The 20,198-nt window shown below is 66.3% G+C and carries 17 protein-coding genes; 7 read left to right on the forward strand and 10 right to left on the reverse strand.

Annotated elements, in window-relative coordinates:
* The first annotated feature begins 98 nt into the window (after nucleotides 1–98).
* The 3 genes from F0U63_RS27165 to F0U63_RS27175 all read left to right on the forward strand — a co-directional run bounded on the left by F0U63_RS27165 (nucleotide 99) and on the right by F0U63_RS27175 (nucleotide 4,803).
* Nucleotides 99–2,216, forward strand: coding sequence for an ATP-binding protein (locus F0U63_RS27165; RefSeq protein ID WP_395833929.1), 2,118 nt, complete (start codon nucleotides 99–101; stop codon nucleotides 2,214–2,216).
* Nucleotides 2,213–2,722 carry a response regulator gene (locus F0U63_RS27170; RefSeq protein ID WP_395833931.1) on the forward strand — a complete coding sequence of 170 codons (510 nt, stop codon included), beginning with the start codon at nucleotides 2,213–2,215 and terminating at the stop codon, nucleotides 2,720–2,722. Before F0U63_RS27165 ends, F0U63_RS27170 begins: the two co-directional genes overlap by 4 nt.
* Nucleotides 2,723–2,793: 71 nt before the next feature.
* The gene (locus F0U63_RS27175; RefSeq protein ID WP_395833933.1) at nucleotides 2,794–4,803 is read left to right on the forward strand and encodes a M13 family metallopeptidase; all 2,010 of its coding nucleotides are present in this window, start codon (nucleotides 2,794–2,796) and stop codon (nucleotides 4,801–4,803) included.
* A 76-nt stretch (nucleotides 4,804–4,879) separates the two neighbouring features.
* On the opposite strand, the gene F0U63_RS27180 is transcribed toward F0U63_RS27175, so the two are convergent.
* Together F0U63_RS27180 and carB are read right to left on the reverse strand one after the other, a co-directional pair.
* Entirely contained in the window at nucleotides 4,880–6,394 is a 1,515-nt protein-coding gene (locus tag F0U63_RS27180; RefSeq protein ID WP_395833935.1) for a fibronectin type III domain-containing protein, read from the reverse strand.
* 214 nt (nucleotides 6,395–6,608) lie between these two features.
* Nucleotides 6,609–9,842, reverse strand: a complete 3,234-nt coding sequence (carB, locus tag F0U63_RS27185; RefSeq protein ID WP_395833937.1) for a carbamoyl-phosphate synthase large subunit — start codon at nucleotides 9,840–9,842, stop codon at nucleotides 6,609–6,611.
* 107 nt (nucleotides 9,843–9,949) lie between these two features.
* Between carB and F0U63_RS27190 the strand changes: the two genes are divergently transcribed.
* Nucleotides 9,950–10,588, forward strand: a complete 639-nt coding sequence (locus F0U63_RS27190; protein ID WP_395833939.1) for a hypothetical protein — start codon at nucleotides 9,950–9,952, stop codon at nucleotides 10,586–10,588.
* A 44-nt stretch (nucleotides 10,589–10,632) separates the two neighbouring features.
* Here the strand turns inward: F0U63_RS27190 and F0U63_RS27195 are convergent, their stop codons facing one another.
* From F0U63_RS27195 to F0U63_RS27210, 4 genes are read right to left on the reverse strand one after another with little or no spacing between them, the layout of a single operon-like run.
* Nucleotides 10,633–11,823: a pyridoxal phosphate-dependent aminotransferase gene (locus tag F0U63_RS27195; protein WP_395833941.1), complete on the reverse strand. Its 1,191-nt coding sequence runs from the start codon at nucleotides 11,821–11,823 to the stop codon at nucleotides 10,633–10,635.
* 58 nt (nucleotides 11,824–11,881) lie between these two features.
* A complete protein-coding gene (gene coaD, locus F0U63_RS27200; RefSeq protein WP_002625995.1) occupies nucleotides 11,882–12,361 on the reverse strand; it encodes a pantetheine-phosphate adenylyltransferase in 480 nt (159 codons plus the stop codon).
* A 33-nt stretch (nucleotides 12,362–12,394) separates the two neighbouring features.
* Nucleotides 12,395–12,952 carry a 16S rRNA (guanine(966)-N(2))-methyltransferase RsmD gene (rsmD, locus tag F0U63_RS27205; protein ID WP_395833943.1) on the reverse strand — a complete coding sequence of 186 codons (558 nt, stop codon included), beginning with the start codon at nucleotides 12,950–12,952 and terminating at the stop codon, nucleotides 12,395–12,397.
* Nucleotides 12,952–13,986: a hypothetical protein gene (locus tag F0U63_RS27210; protein ID WP_395833945.1), complete on the reverse strand. Its 1,035-nt coding sequence runs from the start codon at nucleotides 13,984–13,986 to the stop codon at nucleotides 12,952–12,954. Before F0U63_RS27210 ends, rsmD begins: the two co-directional genes overlap by 1 nt.
* 220 nt (nucleotides 13,987–14,206) lie before the next feature.
* Here F0U63_RS27210 and F0U63_RS27215 point away from each other — a divergent pair, with 220 nt between their 5' ends.
* Nucleotides 14,207–14,557, forward strand: coding sequence for a DUF2019 domain-containing protein (locus F0U63_RS27215; RefSeq protein ID WP_395848430.1), 351 nt, complete (start codon nucleotides 14,207–14,209; stop codon nucleotides 14,555–14,557).
* Between the two features lie 100 nt (nucleotides 14,558–14,657).
* Nucleotides 14,658–15,464, forward strand: a complete 807-nt coding sequence (locus tag F0U63_RS27220; protein WP_395833947.1) for a hypothetical protein — start codon at nucleotides 14,658–14,660, stop codon at nucleotides 15,462–15,464.
* Between the two features lie 17 nt (nucleotides 15,465–15,481).
* Here F0U63_RS27220 and F0U63_RS27225 read toward each other — a convergent pair whose 3' ends face one another.
* Nucleotides 15,482–16,201 (reverse strand): Imm52 family immunity protein, encoded by a 720-nt coding sequence (locus tag F0U63_RS27225; RefSeq protein WP_395833949.1) that lies wholly within the window; start codon nucleotides 16,199–16,201, stop codon nucleotides 15,482–15,484.
* Between the two features lie 2 nt (nucleotides 16,202–16,203).
* Entirely contained in the window at nucleotides 16,204–16,590 is a 387-nt protein-coding gene (locus tag F0U63_RS27230) for a Tox-REase-5 domain-containing protein (RefSeq protein WP_395833951.1), read from the reverse strand.
* Between the two features lie 229 nt (nucleotides 16,591–16,819).
* Here F0U63_RS27230 and F0U63_RS27235 point away from each other — a divergent pair, with 229 nt between their 5' ends.
* On the forward strand, nucleotides 16,820–18,319 hold the full coding sequence (locus F0U63_RS27235) for an IS1182 family transposase (protein WP_395833953.1): 1,500 nt from the start codon (nucleotides 16,820–16,822) through the stop codon (nucleotides 18,317–18,319).
* Nucleotides 18,320–18,475: 156 nt separating this feature from the next.
* On the opposite strand, the gene F0U63_RS27240 is transcribed toward F0U63_RS27235, so the two are convergent.
* Nucleotides 18,476–19,270, reverse strand: coding sequence for a hypothetical protein (locus F0U63_RS27240; protein WP_395833955.1), 795 nt, complete (start codon nucleotides 19,268–19,270; stop codon nucleotides 18,476–18,478).
* 379 nt (nucleotides 19,271–19,649) lie between these two features.
* Nucleotides 19,650–20,195 (reverse strand): 2'-5' RNA ligase family protein, encoded by a 546-nt coding sequence (locus F0U63_RS27245; protein WP_395833957.1) that lies wholly within the window; start codon nucleotides 20,193–20,195, stop codon nucleotides 19,650–19,652.
* Nucleotides 20,196–20,198: the final 3 nt, after the last annotated feature.

Raw genomic sequence — 20,198 nt, forward strand, 5'->3', positions numbered from 1 at the left:
CAACCAGTTGAAATAGACTGCCCGGGCCACGTCGACTGCTCGCCATGCCGCATCCCTCCCGCCTCCGAGCTCCGCTGGCCCGTTCGACGCTCGTCCACATGGGCGTGCGCATCGCGGTCATCATCGCCCTGACCACGCTGCTCAGCTACCTCCACATGGACAGCACGCTGCGCACCGAGGCGCTCGCGCAACTGAGGCAGCATGTCGCGGAGCGCGGCCAACGCGAGCAGGCCATCTTCGTGCTGGCCGAGGACAACCATGCCCTGCTCAAGAAGACCCTGGAGGAGCAACTCCAGGCCCTCCCGCCGGAGGAGGTGGACGCCCGTTTCGATCGCCTCTTCGTCCATGAGCCCGACGGCACCCTGCGCAACCGTGCCGAGGGCTTCGATGGGACACGGGAGCCGTGTGTCTTCGTCCCCCGGGGCGTGAAGGCCGACACGGACCTGCGCCGGAGACTGCTCGCCTCGTATGACGTGGTCTCCTGGTACGGACCGGCCTTCCATGTCCGTTTCACCAACACCGGCATCACGCTGCCCGAGGGGGCCTTCGTCCTCTACTGGCCCGCCAACGCCGCCTGGTGCCAGCAGGTCGCGCCGGACTTCCGGATCACCGACTTCACGCACTTCACCATCAGCCTCCCCCAGAACGCTCCCGAGCGGAAGACGACCTGGTCCGGCGTCTACGAGGATCCAGTCAGCCACGAGCCGATGACCTCGGTCTCCACGCCGGTGGAGCAGGAAGGCCGCCACCTCGCGACCCTCAGCCATGACGTGCTGCTCGAGGAGTTGATGGCCCGCACCATCAACGATCACCTGCCGGGTGCGTACAACCTCATCTTCCGCGACAATGGGGAGCTCATCGCCCATCCCGAGCAGCCGGGCACCACGGACACCCAGAGCCACCTGCGGAGCATCATCGAGCAGGCGAAGAACCGCTCCCCCGACGACACCGTGCTGGAGCTGCCCCGGTACGGCGAGTACCTCGCCCTGGCCCGGCTCCGGGGCCCCGGTTGGAACTTCGCCACCGTGCTGCCTGAATCCACGGTGACCCGGCCCGCCTTCCAGGCGGCCCGGATCGTCCTGCTGCTCGGAATCCTCTCGCTCTGCCTGGAGCTGGCCATCCTGTACTGGGTGCTCCAGCAGCAGATCACCCATCCACTGCTCACCCTCACCCAGGCCTCGGATCGGGTGGCCGCCGGTGAGTTCCACGTCGAGCTGGACACCTCCCGGGGCGACGAGCTGGGGCAACTGGCCCACGCCTTCCGGAGCATGGCCAACCAGGTGCAACGGCGCGAGGAAGAGCTGCGTCATGCCAACGAGGGGCTCGAGCAGCGCGTCGAGGAGCGGACGCACGAGCTCAAGCAAGTCCACATGCAGCTGGTACAGACCGCCCGCCGCGCCGGCATGGCGGAGATCGCCACCAACGTGCTGCACAACGTGGGCAACGTGCTCAACAGCGTCTACACCTCCGCCCAGCTCGCCAAGGAGCGCGTGGCGGACTTGCGCTTGGAGCACGTGGGCCGCGTCGCCCTGCTGCTCCAGGAGCGACAGTCCGACCTCGGCACCTTCCTCACCCAGGACACGCGCGGACGCAACGTCCTGCCCTTGCTGAGCAAGCTGGGACAGAACCTGCTCGATGAGCGCCAGCAGATCGTCACGCTGCTCGAGGAAGTGGGGCGTTACACCGAGCACGTGGGCGACATCGTCAAGGTGCAGCAGAACTACGCGCGCACGCCCCGGCTGCATGAGTCCGTCCAGCTGGCCGACCTGGTGGAGGACGCGCTGCGCATCAACTCGGCCGGACTTACCCGTCACCAGGTGAAGGTGGTGCGGCACCTGGCGTCTCTGCCGCCGATGCTCACCGACAAGAACAAGACGCTGATGATCCTCGTCAATCTGGTCAGCAACGCCAAATACGCCATGGATGGGGTGCCGCCCGCCGAGCGGACACTCCGCGTGGAGCTGGAGTCCGCGGAGTCCGACCGTGTCCGCATCCAGGTGCACGACAACGGCATGGGCATCGCGCCGGAGATGCTCACCCGCATCTTCCAGTACGGCTTCACCACCCGGGAGGAGGGCCATGGCTTCGGCTTGCATTCCAGTGCCATCGCGGCCCAGGAAATGGGGGGCTCGCTGACCGTCCACAGCAAAGGCCCGGGGCATGGAGCCACCTTCACGTTGGAACTCCCCTACCTGCCCCACCAGGAGGCCGCATGAGCGCATGTGCGAGCAAGAAGCGGATTCTCGTCATCGACGACTCCGAGGCCATTCACACCGACTTCCGCCGGATCCTCGGTCCGCCCCAGCGCCGGTGCCAGAGCGACATCGACGAGTTGGAGGCGGCGCTCTTCGGTTCGGCGCCCGTTCGCGCCGTGGTCTGTGACGAGAACATGTTCGAGGTGGATTCCGCCTACCAGGGGCAGGAAGGGTTGGCCAAGATCCAGGCGGCCCTGAAGGCGCACCGGCCCTATTCGCTGGTCTTCCTCGACTACCGGATGCCCCCTGGCTGGAATGGCGCCGAGACGCTGCGGCGGCTGCGCGAGGTGGATCCCTCGCTGGGTGTGGTGCTCTGCTCGGCCTACTCCGACTACTCCTGGGCGGAGCTGATGCGCGAGTTCAGGGATCTCAAGCTGCTCAAGGAGCTGAGAAAGCCCTTCAACAGCCAGGAAGTGCGCCAGCTCGCGCTCAAGCTCACCGGCCAGGGACTCGTGCCTGGAATCTGAAGCCGGGTGAATCCAAGGTGGGGGTCTCGGGAGTCCTGACGTCGATGTGAACCGACGAAGGGAGTTCTGGGATGAAGATTCACTGGCTCACGCCGTACCTGCTGCTCAACCTGGCGTGCGGTGCGATGACGCGGGCAAGCGGAACCGGAGCGGGCACGGCATCAGGCGACACCTCCGGTATGGACAGCAGCGTCGCTCCAGGCGACGACTTCTACGCCCATGCCAACGGCGGCTGGTTGAGGGACACGCCGATCCCGGAGGATCGCGCCTTCTACGGCGTGGACCAGACGCTCCAGGAACTCTCGACCGAGCGTACCCGTCTCATCATCGAGGAGGCCGCGAAGACGCGAGGCTCCAAGCTGGGCGACTTCCATGCGAGTTTCGTCGACGAAGCCACGATTCAGGCCAGGGGCCTCGAACCCGTCAAGCCGTGGATGAAGGCCATCGCGGGCGCCACCACCCGCGAGGCGCTCGCGATCGAAATGGCGACGCTCGCGCGCCATGACATCGGCGGACTCTTCGCGCCCAATGTCGGACGGGACGACAAGAATCCGGATGTCTATGTCGCGAGCCTGCGCCAGTCGGGCCTGGGGCTGCCGGATCGCGAGCTGTACCTCGACGAGGACGCGCGGCTCGCGTCGATCCGGACCGCCTATCGAGCCTATCTGGCGAAGATGCTGACGCTCGCGGGGGAGCGCGATGCGGACGAGCGCGCGGCGGCCGTGTTCGCGTTCGAGAAGGCACTCGCGCAGGCACACTGGACACGCGCGGACGCACGCGACGTGGAGAAGACCTACAACCAGTGGTCACTCGCCGACTTCGAGGCGAAGGCTCCGGGTTTCCCCTGGCGCGACTACTTCGCCGCGATGGAGCTTCCCCCCCAGCCCGCCTACATCGCTCAGCAACCGAGCGCCTTCACCGGCGAGGCGCGGGTCTTCGCCACCACGGCGCTGCCGGTACTCAAGGACTACCTGATGCTCAGGATGCTGAGCAGCTACGCGCGTTATCTCTCCAAGCCCTTCGAGGAGACGCGCTTCGCGTTCTACGGCACGACGCTCGCCGGAACGCCCGAGCCGCAACCTCGTGCCAGACGCGCCGTGATGCTCGTGAGCAACTACATGGGCGACGCGGTGGGCAGGGAATACGTCGCGCGCTACTTCCCGCCACGGGCCCGGACCGAGGTCGAGGCGATGGTCCAGAACGTGATCGCCGCGATGGGAGAACGGCTGGAGCGGCTCGACTGGATGACGCCCGAGACGAAAGCGAAGGCACGCACCAAGCTCGGCACTGTCCGGGTGAAGATCGGGTACCCGAACACCTGGCGTGACTACAGCGCGCTCGAGATCAGGCCGGACGATCTGGTCGGCAACGTGGCGCGCGCCAACGCCTTCGAATACCGGCGGCTGGTGGGACGGCTCGGGCGGCCCGTCGATCGCGACGAGTGGCTGTCCCCGGTCACGGCGGCGAACGCCTTCGCCCACATGACCGCGAACGAGATCATCCTTCCCGCGGCCCTCCTCCAGCCGCCCTACTTCGACCCGAACGCCGATCCAGCGATCAACCATGGCGGCATCGGCGCCACGATTGGCCATGAGCTCAGCCACCTCTTCGACGACCAGGGACGCAAGTTCGATGCGTCGGGCCGGCTCGCCGAGTGGTGGACGCCGCGGGACGTCGAGCGGTTCACCGCGCGCACCGACAAGCTGATCGCGCAATATGACGCCTATGAGCCCATCCCCGGGCAGCACATCCAAGGCGCGCTGACGCTGGGCGAGAACCTCGCCGATCTGGCCGGACTCGCGGTGGCATATGACGCCTATCACCGGTCGCTCCGGGGTGAGCCCGCCCCGGTGCTCGGCGGCACCACGGGCGACCAGCGCTTCTTCCTGGGCCATGCGCGCAGCAGGCGGAGCAAGTACCGTGAGCCCGCGCTCAGAGCCCAGCTCCTGTCGGATGCGCACGCCCCGGCGCGCGAGCGCGTGTGGACCGTGCGCAACCTCGACTCCTGGTATGCCGCGTACCAGGTAGAACCCGGCCAGAAGCTCTACCTCGCCCCCGAGGACCGCGTCCGCGTCTGGTAGTGCGATGCACCCGCGGCGGAGGGCAGCCCGCCGGGCACAGGAGGCCGTGGGGCTCCAGGCGGCAGTCCCCACGAGTTCACGGCGTGGAGAGCAGGCCGCTCAGGGTCTCCGCCTGGCCCTTGGGCAAGTGGTAGAGGGCGCCCGTGTTCTCCGCCGAATACCCGGGCGCGGAGATGGCGGCGAGTTGGACGACGTAATGGCTCGCGGGTTTCAGGACATCAGGCGGCAGCCGCATGGAGGTGGACTGTCCCCCCAGGGTGAAGGAGACCCGATCCACGAATCGGGCGGAGTCCCCGTCCACCACATACCGTCGGAGCATCAGCCTGTAGGCACTCACCTGGCCCGAGGCCGGGGGTTGCCACGAGATGACGTGGCTCCCCAGCGTGACGGGCCGTGCCGGGAAGGTGTCCTCTCCGTCGAGCCTCAAGCCACGAGGAGGGAGGATGAGAGGCTGGATGGGGCCGGCGGCCAGGGAGGAGACGCGCTCGTAGACCTCCATGCTGGCGTAGACGGTGACCAGCGACTCGGTGCCTGGGATGGGGTAGTTCACTGCGAAGGGGGCATCGAACCAGGCGACCTCACCCCAGGTGGACGGGAAGGGGTTGCCGTAGACGAGCGTGTCACGGACGTCCGTGGCGTAGTCCGCGGGCAGCACGAACGAGAGCAGCTCACCCGAGAAACCCACCCACCCGGCGTCCTCCACTCCGTGCGCGGCCGCGACGAGTGAAAACGTCGCGCCGTCCAGTCTCGCGGCCGGGTGCACGTCCGCGGCATGAGGCGCGAAGGAGGACAGCGCCCAGCTCAGGGAGAGCGGCTTCTGGGGCAGCGCCTGGAACGTCCCGCTCACGGAGAGGGGTTGGCTCCCATCGAAGGAGAAGGGCGCCAGGTGCAGGGAGCGAGCGAGGGTGGCGTAGCGCAGGGAGCTGCCATCCGCCAGCTTGCCCGCCACCCGGGGCACGAGCTGGTTCACCCAGGCCCGGTCTCCGCGCGCTTGCTCGAAGCGAAACGGAAGCAGGTTGGAGTGGATGTTGAACGAGACGACTGCGCCACGGACCGACGTGCTCTGCGGCTGCATGACTTCGTCGGCGTTGATGGACCCCGCGACGTCCAGCTCCCCGGAGACGAGCTGCATGTTCCCCCAGAGGCTTTGCACGTCCTCCGCCCATGGCTCGAGCCCGTTGATGTCCAACCGGACCCGCACTGGGAAAGTGGACTCGGGGAGTTCCTGGGCATCCGCCCGGCCGAGCCAGTGGGAACTCCGGTCCACACGCCGTGCGGAGGTGACGACATAGCTGTTTCCCCACTTGAGGTAGTAGGTGCCGTCTGGCACGTCCGCGAACGCATACTCTTCCGCGCTCGTCCGCGCGCCGGGACGGGCGATGAAGTTCCCATCCGCCAAGACGAACAGCTTCATCGGGTCGGTGGAGAAGTCCGCCGGGCGTTCCTCCACACCGCTCGCCGTGTGGAAGTACTGGACGCTGCGTACCCGGAAGCTTTTGTCCTCGACAGGAGGCGGCTGCGGCTCGCTCTTCGGATCGCAGCCCAGTCCCAGAGAAGCCAGGAGCAGCAGTGCCTTGCTCGCCTTCGACATGATTTTCCCCCTTCGGATGTGAGTCCCCTGCGGTTCACGGCTCTCGCGCCAGCCAGGATGGGCCCACGGGCCTGCCCTGGACTGGCGGTGAACAGCGTACGCACAAAAGGGGAAGGAAGAGGAAGGCCGCAATGACGGCGACGGGGAAACCCCCACCTGAAGTCCTGATCAGGTGGGGGCCCGCCACCGCCGCCGCAGGCCCGGGGCGCCTGGATTACTTCGCGTTCGCGCCGAGGTAGTCCTGGAGCGGCTTGACGGTCTGCTCGGTGTGGATCAACGACTCCATGGCGCCCACGGCCATGCGGGCCGCCTGCACGGTCGTGAAGTACGGCACGCTGTGCATCAGCGCCTCGCGGCGGATGGAGAAGCTGTCGGAGATCTCCTGCTTGCCGAACGTGGTGTTGATGACGAGGACGATCTGCCCGTCGACGATCTTGTCCACGATGTGCGGACGGCCCTCGGCCACCTTGAGCACCTTCTCCGTTTCGATGCCCTTGTTCGCCAGGTAGTCGTGGGTGCCGCCCGTGGTCACCAGCTTGAAGCCGAGCGCGCGCAGGCGCCGCGCCAGGTCCACCACCGCTGGCTTGTCGTCGTTGCGCACGGAGATGAAGACCTTGCCGCTCCGGGGCAGCTTCACGCCCGCGGCCTGCTGGCTCTTGGCGAACGCCGACGGGAAGTCCGCGGCGATGCCCATCACCTCACCCGTGGACTTCATCTCCGGGCCGAGGATGACGTCCACGCCGGCGAAGCGCGCGAAGGGGAACACGGACTCCTTGACGGCCACGTGCTTGAACTCGGGAATGCTCGTGGCACCCAGCTCCGCGAGCGTCTTGCCCACCATGCACAGGCTGGCGATCTTCGCGAGCGCCACGCCCGTCGCCTTGGAGATGAAGGGCACGGTGCGGCTCGCGCGCGGGTTGACCTCCAGCACGTAGATCTTCTTTCCCTGGATGGCGAACTGCACGTTCATCAGCCCCACCACCCCGAGCTCGCGCGCCAGGGCGATGGCCTGATCCTTCATGCGCTCGACCAGGTCGGGCGACAGCGAGTGCGGCGGCAGCGTGCACGCCGCGTCACCCGAGTGCACCCCCGCTTCCTCCACGTGCTCGAGCACTCCGCCCACCAGCACCGCGCCGGTGCGGTCCGCGACGAGGTCCAGGTCCACCTCGATGGCCTCCTTGAGGAAGCGATCGATGAGCACCGGGTGCTCGGGCGAAGCACTCACCGCCTCGCGCATGTAGCGCTCCAGGCTCTGCTGATCGTAGACGACCTCCATGGCCCGGCCGCCGAGCACGTAGGAGGGGCGCACCATGACCGGGTAGCCGATGCGCTGGGCGACCTTGTAGGCCTCCTCGTGGCTGCGCGCGACGCCGTTCTCCGGCTGGGTGAGGCCCAGCTTCTCGATCAGCTGCGCGAAGCGCTCGCGGTCCTCGGCGCGGTCGATGGCGTCCGGGGACGTGCCGAGGATGGGCAGGCCCGCCTTCTCCAGGGGCACCGACAGGCGCAGCGGCGTCTGGCCGCCGAACTGGACGATGGCGCCCACGGGCTTCTCGCGCTGGGCCACCTCGAGCACGTCCTCGATGGTGAGCGGCTCGAAGTACAGCCGGTCCGACGTGTCGTAGTCGGTGGACACCGTCTCCGGGTTGCAGTTGACCATCACCGTCTCGTACCCGGCCGAGCGCAGTGCGAACGCCGCGTGCACGCAGCAGTAGTCGAACTCGATGCCCTGGCCGATGCGGATGGGGCCACTGCCCAGGATGAGCACCTTCTGGCGCGCCGTGGGGGGCGCCTCGTCCTCCTCCTCGTAGGTGGAGTACAGGTAGGGCGTGTAGGCCTCGAACTCGGCGGCGCAGGTGTCCACGCGCTTGTACACGGGGCGGATGCCCTTGGCGTGCCGACGCGCGCGCACCTCCGCCTCGGTGCACCCGAGCAGCGACGCGAGGTACTTGTCGGAGAGGCCATCCGCCTTGGCCGCGCGCAGCGTGTCATCCGGCAGCTTGTCCAGCCCGCCGAGCGCCTGGATGGACTCGGCCTCCTGGACGAGGCCCTGGATGTGGCGCAGGAACCAGGGATCGATGGCGGATAGCTCGTGCACGTCCTCCACGCTCAGCCCCTCGCGGAAGGCCTGGGCCACGTAGATGGGACGCTCGGGACGGGGCACGCGCACGTAGTCGCGCAGCACCTTGCGCCGCTCCTCCTTCTCCGTGGGCAGCTCGGGCGCTTCCAGGCCCGTGCGGCCCGACTCCATGGAGCGCATGGCCTTGAGGTAGGCCTCGCGGAAGGTGCGGCCCATGGCCATCACCTCGCCCACCGCGCGCATGCTGGTGGTGAGGGTGCGGTCGGCGTGGGGGAACTTCTCGAAGTTGAAGCGCGGCACCTTCACCACCACGTAGTCCAGCGTGGGCTCGAAGGAGGCCGGGGTGTCGCGGGTGATGTCGTTGCGCAGCTCGTCCAGCGTGTAGCCCAGGGCCAGCTTCGCGGCCACCTTGGCGATGGGGTAGCCCGTCGCCTTGGACGCGAGCGCGCTGGAGCGCGACACGCGCGGGTTCATCTCGATGACCACGATGCGGCCATCCTTGGGGTTCACGCCGAACTGGATGTTGCTGCCGCCCGTGTCGACGCCGATCTCCCGGATGATGCGCAGGGACGCCTCGCGCAGCCGCTGGTACTCGCGGTCGGTGAGCGTCTGCGCCGGGGCCACCGTGATGGAGTCGCCGGTGTGCACGCCCATCGGATCCAGGTTCTCGATGGAGCAGATGATGATGACGTTGTCCGCCGAGTCGCGCACCACCTCCAGCTCGTACTCCTTCCAGCCGAGCACGCTCTCCTCGACGAGGATGGTGGAGTTGGGGCTCGCCTTGAGGCCCGAGCGGCAGATGGCCTCGAACTCCTCGCGGTTGTAGGCGATGCCGCCGCCGGTGCCGCCCAGGGTGAACGAGGGGCGGATGATGGTGGGAAAGCCCACCTCGTCGATGAGGGCGAGCGCCTCCTGCATGTTCGTCGCGTAGCCGCTCTTGGGCAGCGCCACGCCGATCTTCTGCATGGCCGCCTTGAAGAGCTGCCGGTCCTCGGCCTTGTTGATGGCCTCGAGGGACGCGCCGATGAGCCGCACGCCGTACTTCTCCAGGATCCCCTGCTCGGCGAGCGCCTTGGCGAGGTTGAGCGCCGTCTGGCCGCCCATGGTGGGCAGCACCGAGTCGGGACGCTCCTGGGCGAGGATGCGCTCGGCGACCTCGACGGTGATGGGCTCGATGTACGTCCGGTGAGCGAACTCGGGGTCCGTCATCACCGTGGCCGGGTTGCTGTTGAGCAGGACGACCTCGACGCCCTCCTCGCGCAACGCCTTGATGGCCTGGGTCCCTGAGTAGTCGAACTCGCACGCCTGCCCGATGACGATCGGGCCCGAGCCAATGACGAGAACCTTCCGGATATCATTTCGCTTAGGCATCGAGGGGGGGCCCATAGCACGTTCACCCGCGCTTGCACGAACTCGTGTGAAGGGGTCGGTCCCCCGCCGGCCTCTGGTAGGCTCGGCACCGATTCTCGTGAGGTCCCATGCGCCGCTGGTCCCTGCTCCTGCTGCTGTCCGCCGCTCCCGCCCTCTCCCAGGAAAACCCGCCCACCGAGGCCCCGCCCGCCCAGGCGCCCGCCGCCGAGGCTCCCACCTCCCCTCCGCCCGCCTCCGAGGGCACCCGGCCCTCTCGCCGCCGCTCCCGGACCCGAACCGAGGCCCCCACCCCGGCTCCTGCCCCCGCACCGGCCCCCGCTCCCGCCGAGGAGGCGCCCGAGCCACGGCCCACATCACGGACCGGTAACGAGCCGGAGCGCATCCGCAAGGATGCACACCAGCTGGTCGACTCCCTGCTCGCCGGGGATGTCCGGGGCTCCGTGGGGCACCTGGCCTTCCCCTTTCAACTGGAGGAGCGGCGGTTCGACGCGCCCGAGCCCCTGGTGGCCACCTGGGTGAAGGAGCTGCGCAACAAGCGCACGGATCTCGTCACCCTGTACGACATCGAGGTGCTGCCCTACGCGGAGCTGGAGAGGAAGTACGGCAAGCCCCCCGCCCGGCTGGGGGCCATCATCCCACGGGGGACCGAGGTGTACGCCGCCGTGGCCAACCTCTCGGGGCACGCGGCGGTCATCCTCTACCGGCAGACCGAGGACGGCTGGAAGGCCTTCGCCTACACGGACTGAGGGTGGGCGGTCCCCCCTCTTCCTGGGGGGACCCCCGCGCCGCCTCAGCGCACGGAGGCGGTGAACTCCCGGAAGCGCTCCAGGCCCTTGCGCAGCAGCTCGCGCGAGGTGGCGAAGCTCAGGCGGATGTTCGCGTCCACGCCGAAGGGCGCGCCCGGCACCGCGGCGATCCGGAAGTCGTTGAGGAGGATCTCCGACACCTGGAGCGAGCCCTGCAGCGGCGTGCCCTTGTACGAGCGCCCGTACAGGCCGGAGATGTTGGGCAGCACGTAGAAGGCGCCCTCGGGCGAGCGGCAGCGCACCCCGTCGAACGAGTTGAGCAGCTCCACCACCATGTCCCGCCGCGCCCGGTACTCCTTCACCATGGGCTCGAAGATGGACTCGGGCCCCTTGAGCGCCGCCACCGCGGCCTTCTGCGAGAAGGACGAGGGGTTGGACGTGGACTGATCCTGGATCATCTGCATGCCGGCGATGAGCCACTTGGGCCCCGCCGTGTAACCCAGGCGCCAGCCCGTCATGGAGAAGGCCTTGCTCATGCCGTTGACGACGACCAGGCGCGGCACCAGATCCGGCGCCACGTTGCCGATGTTGGCGAACTCGCCCGTGTAGAGCAGCTTCTCGTAGATGTCGTCGCTCACCAGCAGGCACTCATGCCCGCGCACCGCGTCGGCGATCTTCGAGAGCGTGTCGCGCGACAACACCACGCCGGAGGGATTGCTCGGGCTGTTGATGATGAGCGCCTTGGTGCGCGGCGAGAGCGCCTTGCGGATGGCCTCGGGGTCCGGCGCGAAGCCGTCCTCCTCGCGCGTCTCGATGATGACGGGCTTGCCCCCGGCCAGCTGCACCATGTCCGGGTAGCTCACCCAGTAGGGCGACAGGATGATGACCTCGTCCCCCTCGTTCAGGAGCGCCTGGAAGATGTTGTAGAGCGAGTGCTTGGCACCCACCGACACCAGCACCTGCTCCGGTGCATAGGTGAGGTGGTTGTCGCGCTCGAGCTTGGCGCAGATGGCCTCGCGCAGCTCGGGGATGCCCGCGGTGGGCGTGTACTTGGTGAAGCCCTTGTTGAGGGCGTCGATCGCCGCCTGCTTGATGAAGTCGGGCGTGTCGAAGTCGGGCTCACCCGCGGCGAAGCTCACCACGTCCACGCCCTGGGCCGCCAGCGCCTTGGCCTTCGCGTTGAGGGCGAGCGTGGGGGACGGTTTGATGGCCTTGAGCCGGTTCGCGAGGTTCATGATCGACCTGGGAAAAGAGAGAGAAAACGGTGGAGACAACGGTGGTGGGCACCCTGCCCTACTTCTTCGTGTACTTGGCGCGCAGGGCCTGGAAGACCCCGGGAGGCACCAACCCCTCCACGTCTCCGCCGAACAGCGCCACCTCGCGCACCAGGTTCGACGACACGTAGAAATAGTCCTCGCCCGTCATCATGAAGACCGTCTCCACGCCGGGGGCGAGCTTGCGGTTCATGTTCGCGAGCTGGAACTCGTATTCGAAGTCCGACACGGCCCGCAGGCCGCGCAGCAGCACGTTCACCCCACGCGCCTTGGCGTACTCCACCAGCAGGCCATGGAAGGCATCCACCTCCACGCGCGGGTCCGGACAGGCCTCGCGGATGAACGCCTTGCGCTCCTCCTCGGTGAACAGCGGTGTCTTCTTCGGGTTCACCGCCACGGCGACGATCACCCGGTCGAACATCTGCAGCGCGCGATGGATGATGCTCAGATGCCCGTTGGTCAGTGGATCGAACGAGCCTGGATAGATGGCGATACGCATGTCGGCGCAGTCTCGACGCACCCCGGCAAAGGGTCAAGCAATGCGGAACAGGCTCACCAACGTGTCGCCGAACCGCCGCTGATCCACCCGGGTGAAGCCCGCGTGGGCCTCGGGCGCGGGCTCGCGCTTGTCGTGCTCGATGACCACGGTGCCCCCGTCGGCGAGTAGTTGGTGGGCCGAGAGTCCCTCCAGCACCGTCTCCACCACGCGCGCGGCGTAGGGCGGGTCGGCGAAGATGAGCTGGAAGCGGTCTCCCCGGCGGCCGAGCGTCTCCAGGGCACGCGCCACGGGCTGGGCGAGCACCTCCACGCGGGCCGAGAAGCCCAGGGTGTCGGTGTTCGCGCGGCACAGCGCCAGGGCCTCGCGATCCGAGTCCACCAGCACCACGCCCTTGGCCCCGCGCGACACGGCCTCCAGGCCCAGCGCGCCCGTCCCGGCGTACAGATCCAACACCCGTTGCCCTTCCAACCACTGGCCGAGCACGTTGAAGAGCGTCTCGCGCACGCGATCCGCCGTGGGACGGATATGTTTGGAGGTCGCCTTGGGGCCCGCCAGGGCCCGTCCCTTCGCACTGCCCGCAACAATCCGCATCAATCTCCCCGGTTCTCGGCGAGGAAGAGCATGGACTTCCAGCCCGTCCGGCTCGCACCCAGAGACTCCAATACCTCGGAAGCCTCGGCGAACGTGAGCGCCTCGAGCCGCGAGGCGTCCGCGGGCTCCAACGGAGACAGTTGTCCACCCAGCACCCCCAGCAGTTCCCCCGGCGTCAGTCCGGCCTTCTGAGCCTTCTGCTCCAGGCCCTCGCGCTCCGCGGGCCAGGCGGCCAGCGCCAGGTGCTCGAAGGGCGCCGCGCACTCCACCTTCTTCACCCCCGCGGCCACGTACGTGGGCAGCACCCGCGTGGAGCGCCGCCCCGCCTCGCCCACGGAGATGCCCAGCCCGTACTGCCCGGCCAGCTCCACCAGGGAGCGCAGGAACTGCACGTCCTGCACCTCGTCGCCGAGCACCGACTCGGAGACGCGCAGGAAGCGCAGGCCCGGCATCCGCGGCGCGAGCCCCTCCAGGAGGATGCGCGCGCCCTCCAGCTCCTCGCCCTCGGGGCCACCCGGCAGGGAGACTTCCAGGGCGAACTCGCGCTCGACCAGTGTCTCCGACAGCCGGAGCACCGCCTCCACCGCGGCACTGGCGGGCAGCCGCGACACGTCCAGTGCCAGCAGGGAGAAGCCCGTGTCCACGAGCCGGAAGAGGCCGTCCTGCACGGGCGCCAGGCTCGCCGGAGCGGTACCGGTCACACGCACGGGCCCGGCCTGGAGGAAGAGCGGGCGCGCGTGACCATCGGCCTCGGCCACCTCCTGCACGGCCGCCACGAAGCGCTCGGCGGCGCCCCGGTCCGCGAGGGGATGGGGACACACGAGCCCCAGCACCGCGTCCTCGCCCCGGGCGGCGGCGAGCAGGCCGGGCAGCATGGGACGGGCGGGCACGGGCAGGCACGGCAGCGCCGCCGGGGCGTTCTCCAGTGCCTTGGCGAGTTCGCGGGGACTGAGCACGGGCAGCCGCGAGGCGGGGCCCAGCCGGCTCACCACGCTCGTCGGCCGCAACGTCAGTACCTTGTCGAGTACGTTCATCCGGCGCGGAGAATCATCTTCCCCCGGGTCCGCTGCAACATTCCCGTAGCGCTTCCGTTCAGCCCCTTACCGGTACGCCCGTACGGGGGTCGGGTTCACCGCTGGACAGGGGGAGCGGCCCGGGGTTTCACCCGGGGGCCGGGAGTCAAGGGAGGATGGCGGGGCCAGGAGGAGTCTCCATGAAGCCGTGTTGCGCGACCGTGACGAAGGGGTCCTGGTGATGGAGATGGAGGAGTTGGTCGAACAGTTCGCCCGGAACGTGGCCGCGCAGACCGAGGCCCTTCGGCAAGGCAACGCCAGGACGGGGAACAAACACGCCAGGCAATACACCGCCGCGCTTCAGGAACTACGCGCGCGGGGAAATGCCGGACGCGATGCCCTCGCCGTGCTGCTGAAGCACCCCCGAATGGATGTTCGCACCATGGCGGCTGCGTTCCTACTCCGCTACCGGACAGCCGAAGCCAGGGCAGTCCTGGAAGAGGCGGCGAAAGAAGGAGGCGTGGCCGCCATCGGAGCGGTCATGACACTGAAGCGCTGGGATGACGGCACCTGGGCTCTCGACCCGGAGTAGTCACACGACATGACCTCTCCGGATGGCCACGCACCATGACCTCTTGAGTCACGTCCGATGATCTGCTACGACGTGCCTACTTCCAAAGTAAGGAGGACGCGTGGCGGACGGGAAGAGCATCGCGGGTGGATGGATGGGACCCTTCCACCTCGTCAGGAGGTGCGAAGAGGTGGGGCCGGACCTGGGCCTCCTCTACGAGGCACGGCATGTGGGCACGGGGACGGCGGCCTTGATGCTGCGGCTGGGAGAGCATGTGGACTGGCAGCCCGAAGGCCCGTGGCGGGTGCAACTCACGTGTCGGCCGGCACCCACCCGGGTGACTTTGGAGGTCAAGCAGGCGCCCTCCGCGGCTCGGGTGTCGGAGCTGGCCAACATCCTCGTCCTGATGGCGGCCTCGGTCGAACGCGTGGAGAACAACGCCCAGGTCCAGGCCCACCTCGCACGAGGCTCGGCAGGATTCGCCAAACAGTGGGCGGGACGTGCTCGCCACCTCGGGAGTTCCTGGAAGGGGGTCGCGGTCGCGGGACTGGCCGTGGTCACCCTGGGGGTCTGGCTCCACGCGGCGAGGGGTGCTGGATGCGCGCAGCCGCAGAAGCCCATGCCCACCCTGACATCCGATGCTCTGACATTAGCCGATGCGCCTCATTCGTTGACTGACATGGGACCGTCCCATGCCAATGAACCAAACGAGGAACGCATCGCCTATCCACTGCCCCCGAAGCCATTCAGGGATCAATCATCAACTCCTTGCCGACTCAAGATGGGCGAAGAAGAGATCAATGGTGGCTGTTGGGTGGAAATCGCTCGGCGGCCTCCGTGCACCGAGGTCCAGGCGGAATACCAGGGCAAGTGTTACCTGCCCGTTTCAAAGAAACGGGACCGCGAGCCCCGCTCCAGCCATCCTTGAATCACGAAGCGGCGGGGTCACGGGACAACCGGCCGGAGGAGGTCCTTCTCATCCATGAGCGCTTGAACACGGAGCCCGAGTTCCAGGTGCTCTGGGTTTGTGCCCTGGAGTCGCTCCGGGGTGAGGATGATGAGTGTCCCCTTGTCCTCGAAGGGTTCCACGTGCACGGGTGCTGGGAGGCGAGGCACCTCCCCCCGGGCCCGCGACAGATACATGAGCCAGCCCACGCTCTCCCGCCAATCCCCCTGAGTCCTCATGGTCTCCCGGAAGTCATCGGAGACGATGACTCCCACCTCCGGCTCCCAGGAGCGAACCAAGGCTCGCAACACTTCCTTCAGAACTGGGACATTCAAGACACGAGGCCCTTCTGGCTCTCTTTGAGGCCAGGGCAGGTGAAGTTGACAACTGTTGGGCGCGACCTCAGCGGCAGAGCCACAGTACAACAGGACACCCCCACCCCGCCCATCCTCTGGGTGTCCCGTCCAGGCGCCGAAACTGAATCCTTCTCGACCAAGTTGATACCTCTCTTGTGCGAAAAAGCGTAGGAACACGTCAGAGGTAGGCTCAAACGGGAGCTGAAGTGCCTCCTCGGGCGTATCCGCCTGCTCAAACCATCGCGAGTAGATGGGATCACATCGTGAGAGGAGATGAAAGAAATCTTCAGCGCGCCGGGCGCACGCCGCTGCGGACTCCTGACGATCTGGCCAATATACGGCTGCGTGGTAGCTATCTGCCATAATCAATCAACTCTCGGCAATGGCGCGGTGTAGACAACCTCGATACCACGGATTCTTTGTCCCGCGAGCATCTTCTGGAGGATCGGGACCATCCTGGCTTCCGCCACATGCCACCGGATGGGAACCCCATTGGCGACCCTGCTCTGACGCCAAGCCATATCAATCAGCTTCTTGGCTCCCTGATAGTACGCCTTGGGGTCGAGATTCTCGTCGAAGTGCTTGGCGTAACTGAACGCCTTGGCGTCCAGGAGCAAGCCCTCGCTGAGACTGTAACCGTCGAAGTCAACCTTCTCTCCATTCCTCCATACGCGGTACACCCAACCTGGAGGGGAACCTGTTACCTGGGACTGATAGCGCCGGGCATTCGAAGACGTATTCTCGTCGGCCATTTCCTACTTGACCGGCTGGCCCTGTCCGCCTCAGCCCCTCCCAGCACTCCACCCCTGCAGTGCCTTCATTTCGGCTGACTGCTTGAGTCAGCTTCTCGCGACAACTCCGTTGACACTCATCGGCATGCCTAGGAGCTTGTCGGAGAATCCCACCGTAGAGGGTGGGCCGGAGGGGTGATGCCCCAGGTGGTCCTTCAGAGGGGAGGCGAGTTCTGGTTGAAGGTGGAGGGTGAGCACCCCGTCGACGAAGAAGCCGGAGCAGGCCGCGCTGTTGGAAGTAGCCACCAAGGAGAAGCCGAGGCGGGAGGAGACGAAGAGCTCCGCCCGGTTCAGCTCGCCGAGGCCGTTCCGGGAGTGGCAACCGGAGCAGGGGCAGTTGCTGCCGCAGTATGCGCGGGAGGTGCTGGGAGAAGGACACCTGGCGAGCTTCTTCGTCGAGCTGCGCAAGGCGCTCGACTTCAGCCCCATCCTGAGTGCGTACACGAAGGAGTGCGGCCAGCCGGCCTACCACCCGGTGATGATGGCGCTGCTGCTCATGTACGCGTACGCACGAGGCATTACGAGCAGCCGGGAGATTGAGAGGCGGTGCGAGACGGACATCGCCTTCCGCTATCTGACGGGAGGAGGGAGGCCCGACCATGACACGGTCTGCGCCTTCCGGGTGAGGCACCTGGAAGCCTTCCGCGCGCTCTTCGTGGACACGCTGAGACTGGCGCGCGGCTCGGGGCTCAAGAAGCTGGGGCATGTGTCGGTGGACGGCACGAAGGTGAAAGCCAATGCCAGCAAGCACAAGGCCATGAGCTACGGACGCATGGAGGAGGCCATGAAGAAGCTGGACGAGCAGATTGACAGGCTATTGGAGCAGGCCGCGGCACTGGATGCCGAGGAGGACAAGCGCTACGGCAAGGGCAGGCGCGGGGACGAGCTGCCCGAGGAGCTGAAGAATCCAGAGAAGCGGGCCGAGCGTCTGCGGCAGGCGGCACGTCAGCTGGAGGCGGAGAAGAAGCGCGAGCTGGCGGCGCAGAAGAAGAAGCGCCGGGAGAAGATTGGCCAGGCCAAGAAGGACTTGGAGAAGGAGGCCCGGGAGAAGGCCGAGGCCCGGGGAGAAAACCCCGAGGAGGCCAGGCCTGGCGAGAAGGCGCAGCGCAATTTCACCGACCCGGACTCCAGAATCATGCCCCGGGCAGGCAGCTTCCAGCAGTCCTACAACGCGCAGGTGGCGGTGGACGCGGACAGCCAATTGATAGTGGCGCAGCAGGTGGGGCAGAGCGGCAACGATGCGCGGCAGCTCGAGCCGATGGTGGAGCAGACGCGCGACAACACGGGGCTGTTGCCCGTGCAGTTGAGCGCGGACTCGGGCTACTTGTGCCAGGAAGACATAGAGAAGGTGCAGGCCCAGGCAGTGGAGTGCTTTGTCGCCACGGGCCGCTCCAAGCACGGACAGGAGCCAGAAGCGGCACCCCGCGGACGCCCGCCCAAGGACTTGAGCTTCAAGGGGCGGATGCAGCGCAAGCTGCTGACGAAGCGAGGCCGTGCGGCCTATGCCCGACGCAAGGTGACGGCCGAGCCCGTCATCGGGCAGGTGAAGAATGGGACGCTGCCGCGCTTCTCTCTGCGGGGTCTGCACAAGGTAAGCGGAGAATTCTCCCTGGCGTGCGCAGTGCACAACCTCAAGAAGCTGTGGCGCAAGGGCAGGCAGTTGCCCGTGCTGGTGGCGCAGCCCGCCTGACGGGCGGGGCCCCACGCCCGTCGAGCCGCGGAGACAGGCACCTCCTGGTGCCTGCTACGCTCGGACGTGCTCCTAGCCGATTCGCCGACAAGCTCCTAGAGGAACTGCACCAATTGAAGCGGCATGCCAAAACAACTGCCCCTCTTCCTACTCCATCTATTTACGTCGGGTCTGCCTCTTTTTTTTGGGGGGGTGTTTTGGAAGTGTCCGGTGACTGCCCTCCAGGTGTTCCTGGAAAAGCGCCAGCAGTGGTGGCAAGTTCAAAACTCCACGCGGTCCCTTGGTTGGCCTAAGCACGTCCAGACTTTTCTCGATGAAGCATTTTTCAATATCTTCTCTCGCTCGCCCCAACACCGAGAACACCGTTTTTACTTGCTTGGCCTGTGTCTGTACGTATTCCTCCAATCCATCCACGGTTACGACATCAACCAAGCAATGAAGACTCCATTTTTCAGCGCCCCGCCAATGAATGCGCGCCTTGGACGCTCGCACAAGCTCAAGCTTCTGAGTTGAATCATCATAATAGGCCTCGAGCAGATCTCCGTCGATAACAATCACGGGGCGCACGATAACTGTCGTTTCAGGAAGAACATCTGGAGGGGTCGGAGGGCTGTCATAATAGGCAACTCGACACCATGCGCGCTCCGCCACTCCTCGAAGCGCATTGTAAAACAAATCCTCACCGGCGCCAAATGCACGTACTCCGCTGAATCCACTCCTCGGCAACTTCTTGAACAAATCAAGATTCTGCATCTCGGCATTGTCTGCTGCAAACCACAAGCACGCCTCACCTAATGAAGAACCCATTGTTTGTGCGATTGCTGCGGCTGGATGTATGCCGCGCTTGGATGCGAAAACGACCCAGGGCTTATCACGAGTCCATTTGCATTCGACTACGTACTCGATACGCAGGAATCCTTTATCGCCGATGTCTTGCGTTCTTGATGCCAATACATCGATTTCTCTAGGGGGGAATCATCTGTGGCGCGGGCATAAATCCCATGTCCTGCCAAGAAATCGTGTTTCTCGAAAAGAGCTCCCGTCTTGAATTCGAGTGGGTAACCCTCTTTGAGAAGCCAGTCCTTTACCTTTTCTTCCAATTCCATGGTTTTGACGACCCTTTCTCATGTGGTTACCTACAGATGTAGCTTCGAGCGCTAGCAAGGTGCTGAAAAAGTCCTTCGGCCCCCAGACAATCCACTACTAGATGGATAAAGCATCGGGACCGAACCCCAAATATTGGATGCGCAACAACAGAGGTTCCGACCCTTTTTCAGCAGAATGTTAGAGCAAACCTTAATTTCCGCTATTCTCACCCCATCAATTCGGCTTAGGTGTCCGAAATTACTGGAGAAGCACTTTTTCTCCCACCAAAAGAGGGACTGAACGCGACCTCGGCATCCAATGCCCAGGGCCCGTTCAGATAGCGCCACAATTGAAAGCCTTCTCCTCGTGCCGTGAAGGGCGAGAAGTCCGCCAACAGTAAAGCCTTCAATGCGCGGGCCTCCTCCGGGGTGACCTTGTTCTGCACCGTCACGTGCGGGCGGAATCCCTGCCGATCCTGGGGCGTCAGCCAATGTGCCCACCGCTGGGCCAGCTCCGCGCGCAACGAATTCAATGGCGGAGAGGCCAGCTCGAATGCCACCCCTCGCCCCAGTGAGCGCAGGCCCGTCACCTGCAACTCCACTGCGGCCGTGGGCGCCACCGCGCGCAGGTCCGCCTCCACCCTGCCCCGCTCCTCCCCGGGCAGATGGTGGAACAGCGTCAGGTGCGCGGAGAGGTGGTTGAGCTTCGCCGGGAAGTGCTCCCGGCGCAGGCGGTCGAAGTGGGCGAACGTGTCCGCGTCGAGCTTCAAGGTCACGATGAGTGGCTCCATCCG

The sequence above is a fragment of the Cystobacter fuscus genome, assembly GCF_044360685.1.
In the GTDB taxonomy this organism is placed as follows: domain Bacteria; phylum Myxococcota; class Myxococcia; order Myxococcales; family Myxococcaceae; genus Cystobacter; species Cystobacter fuscus_C.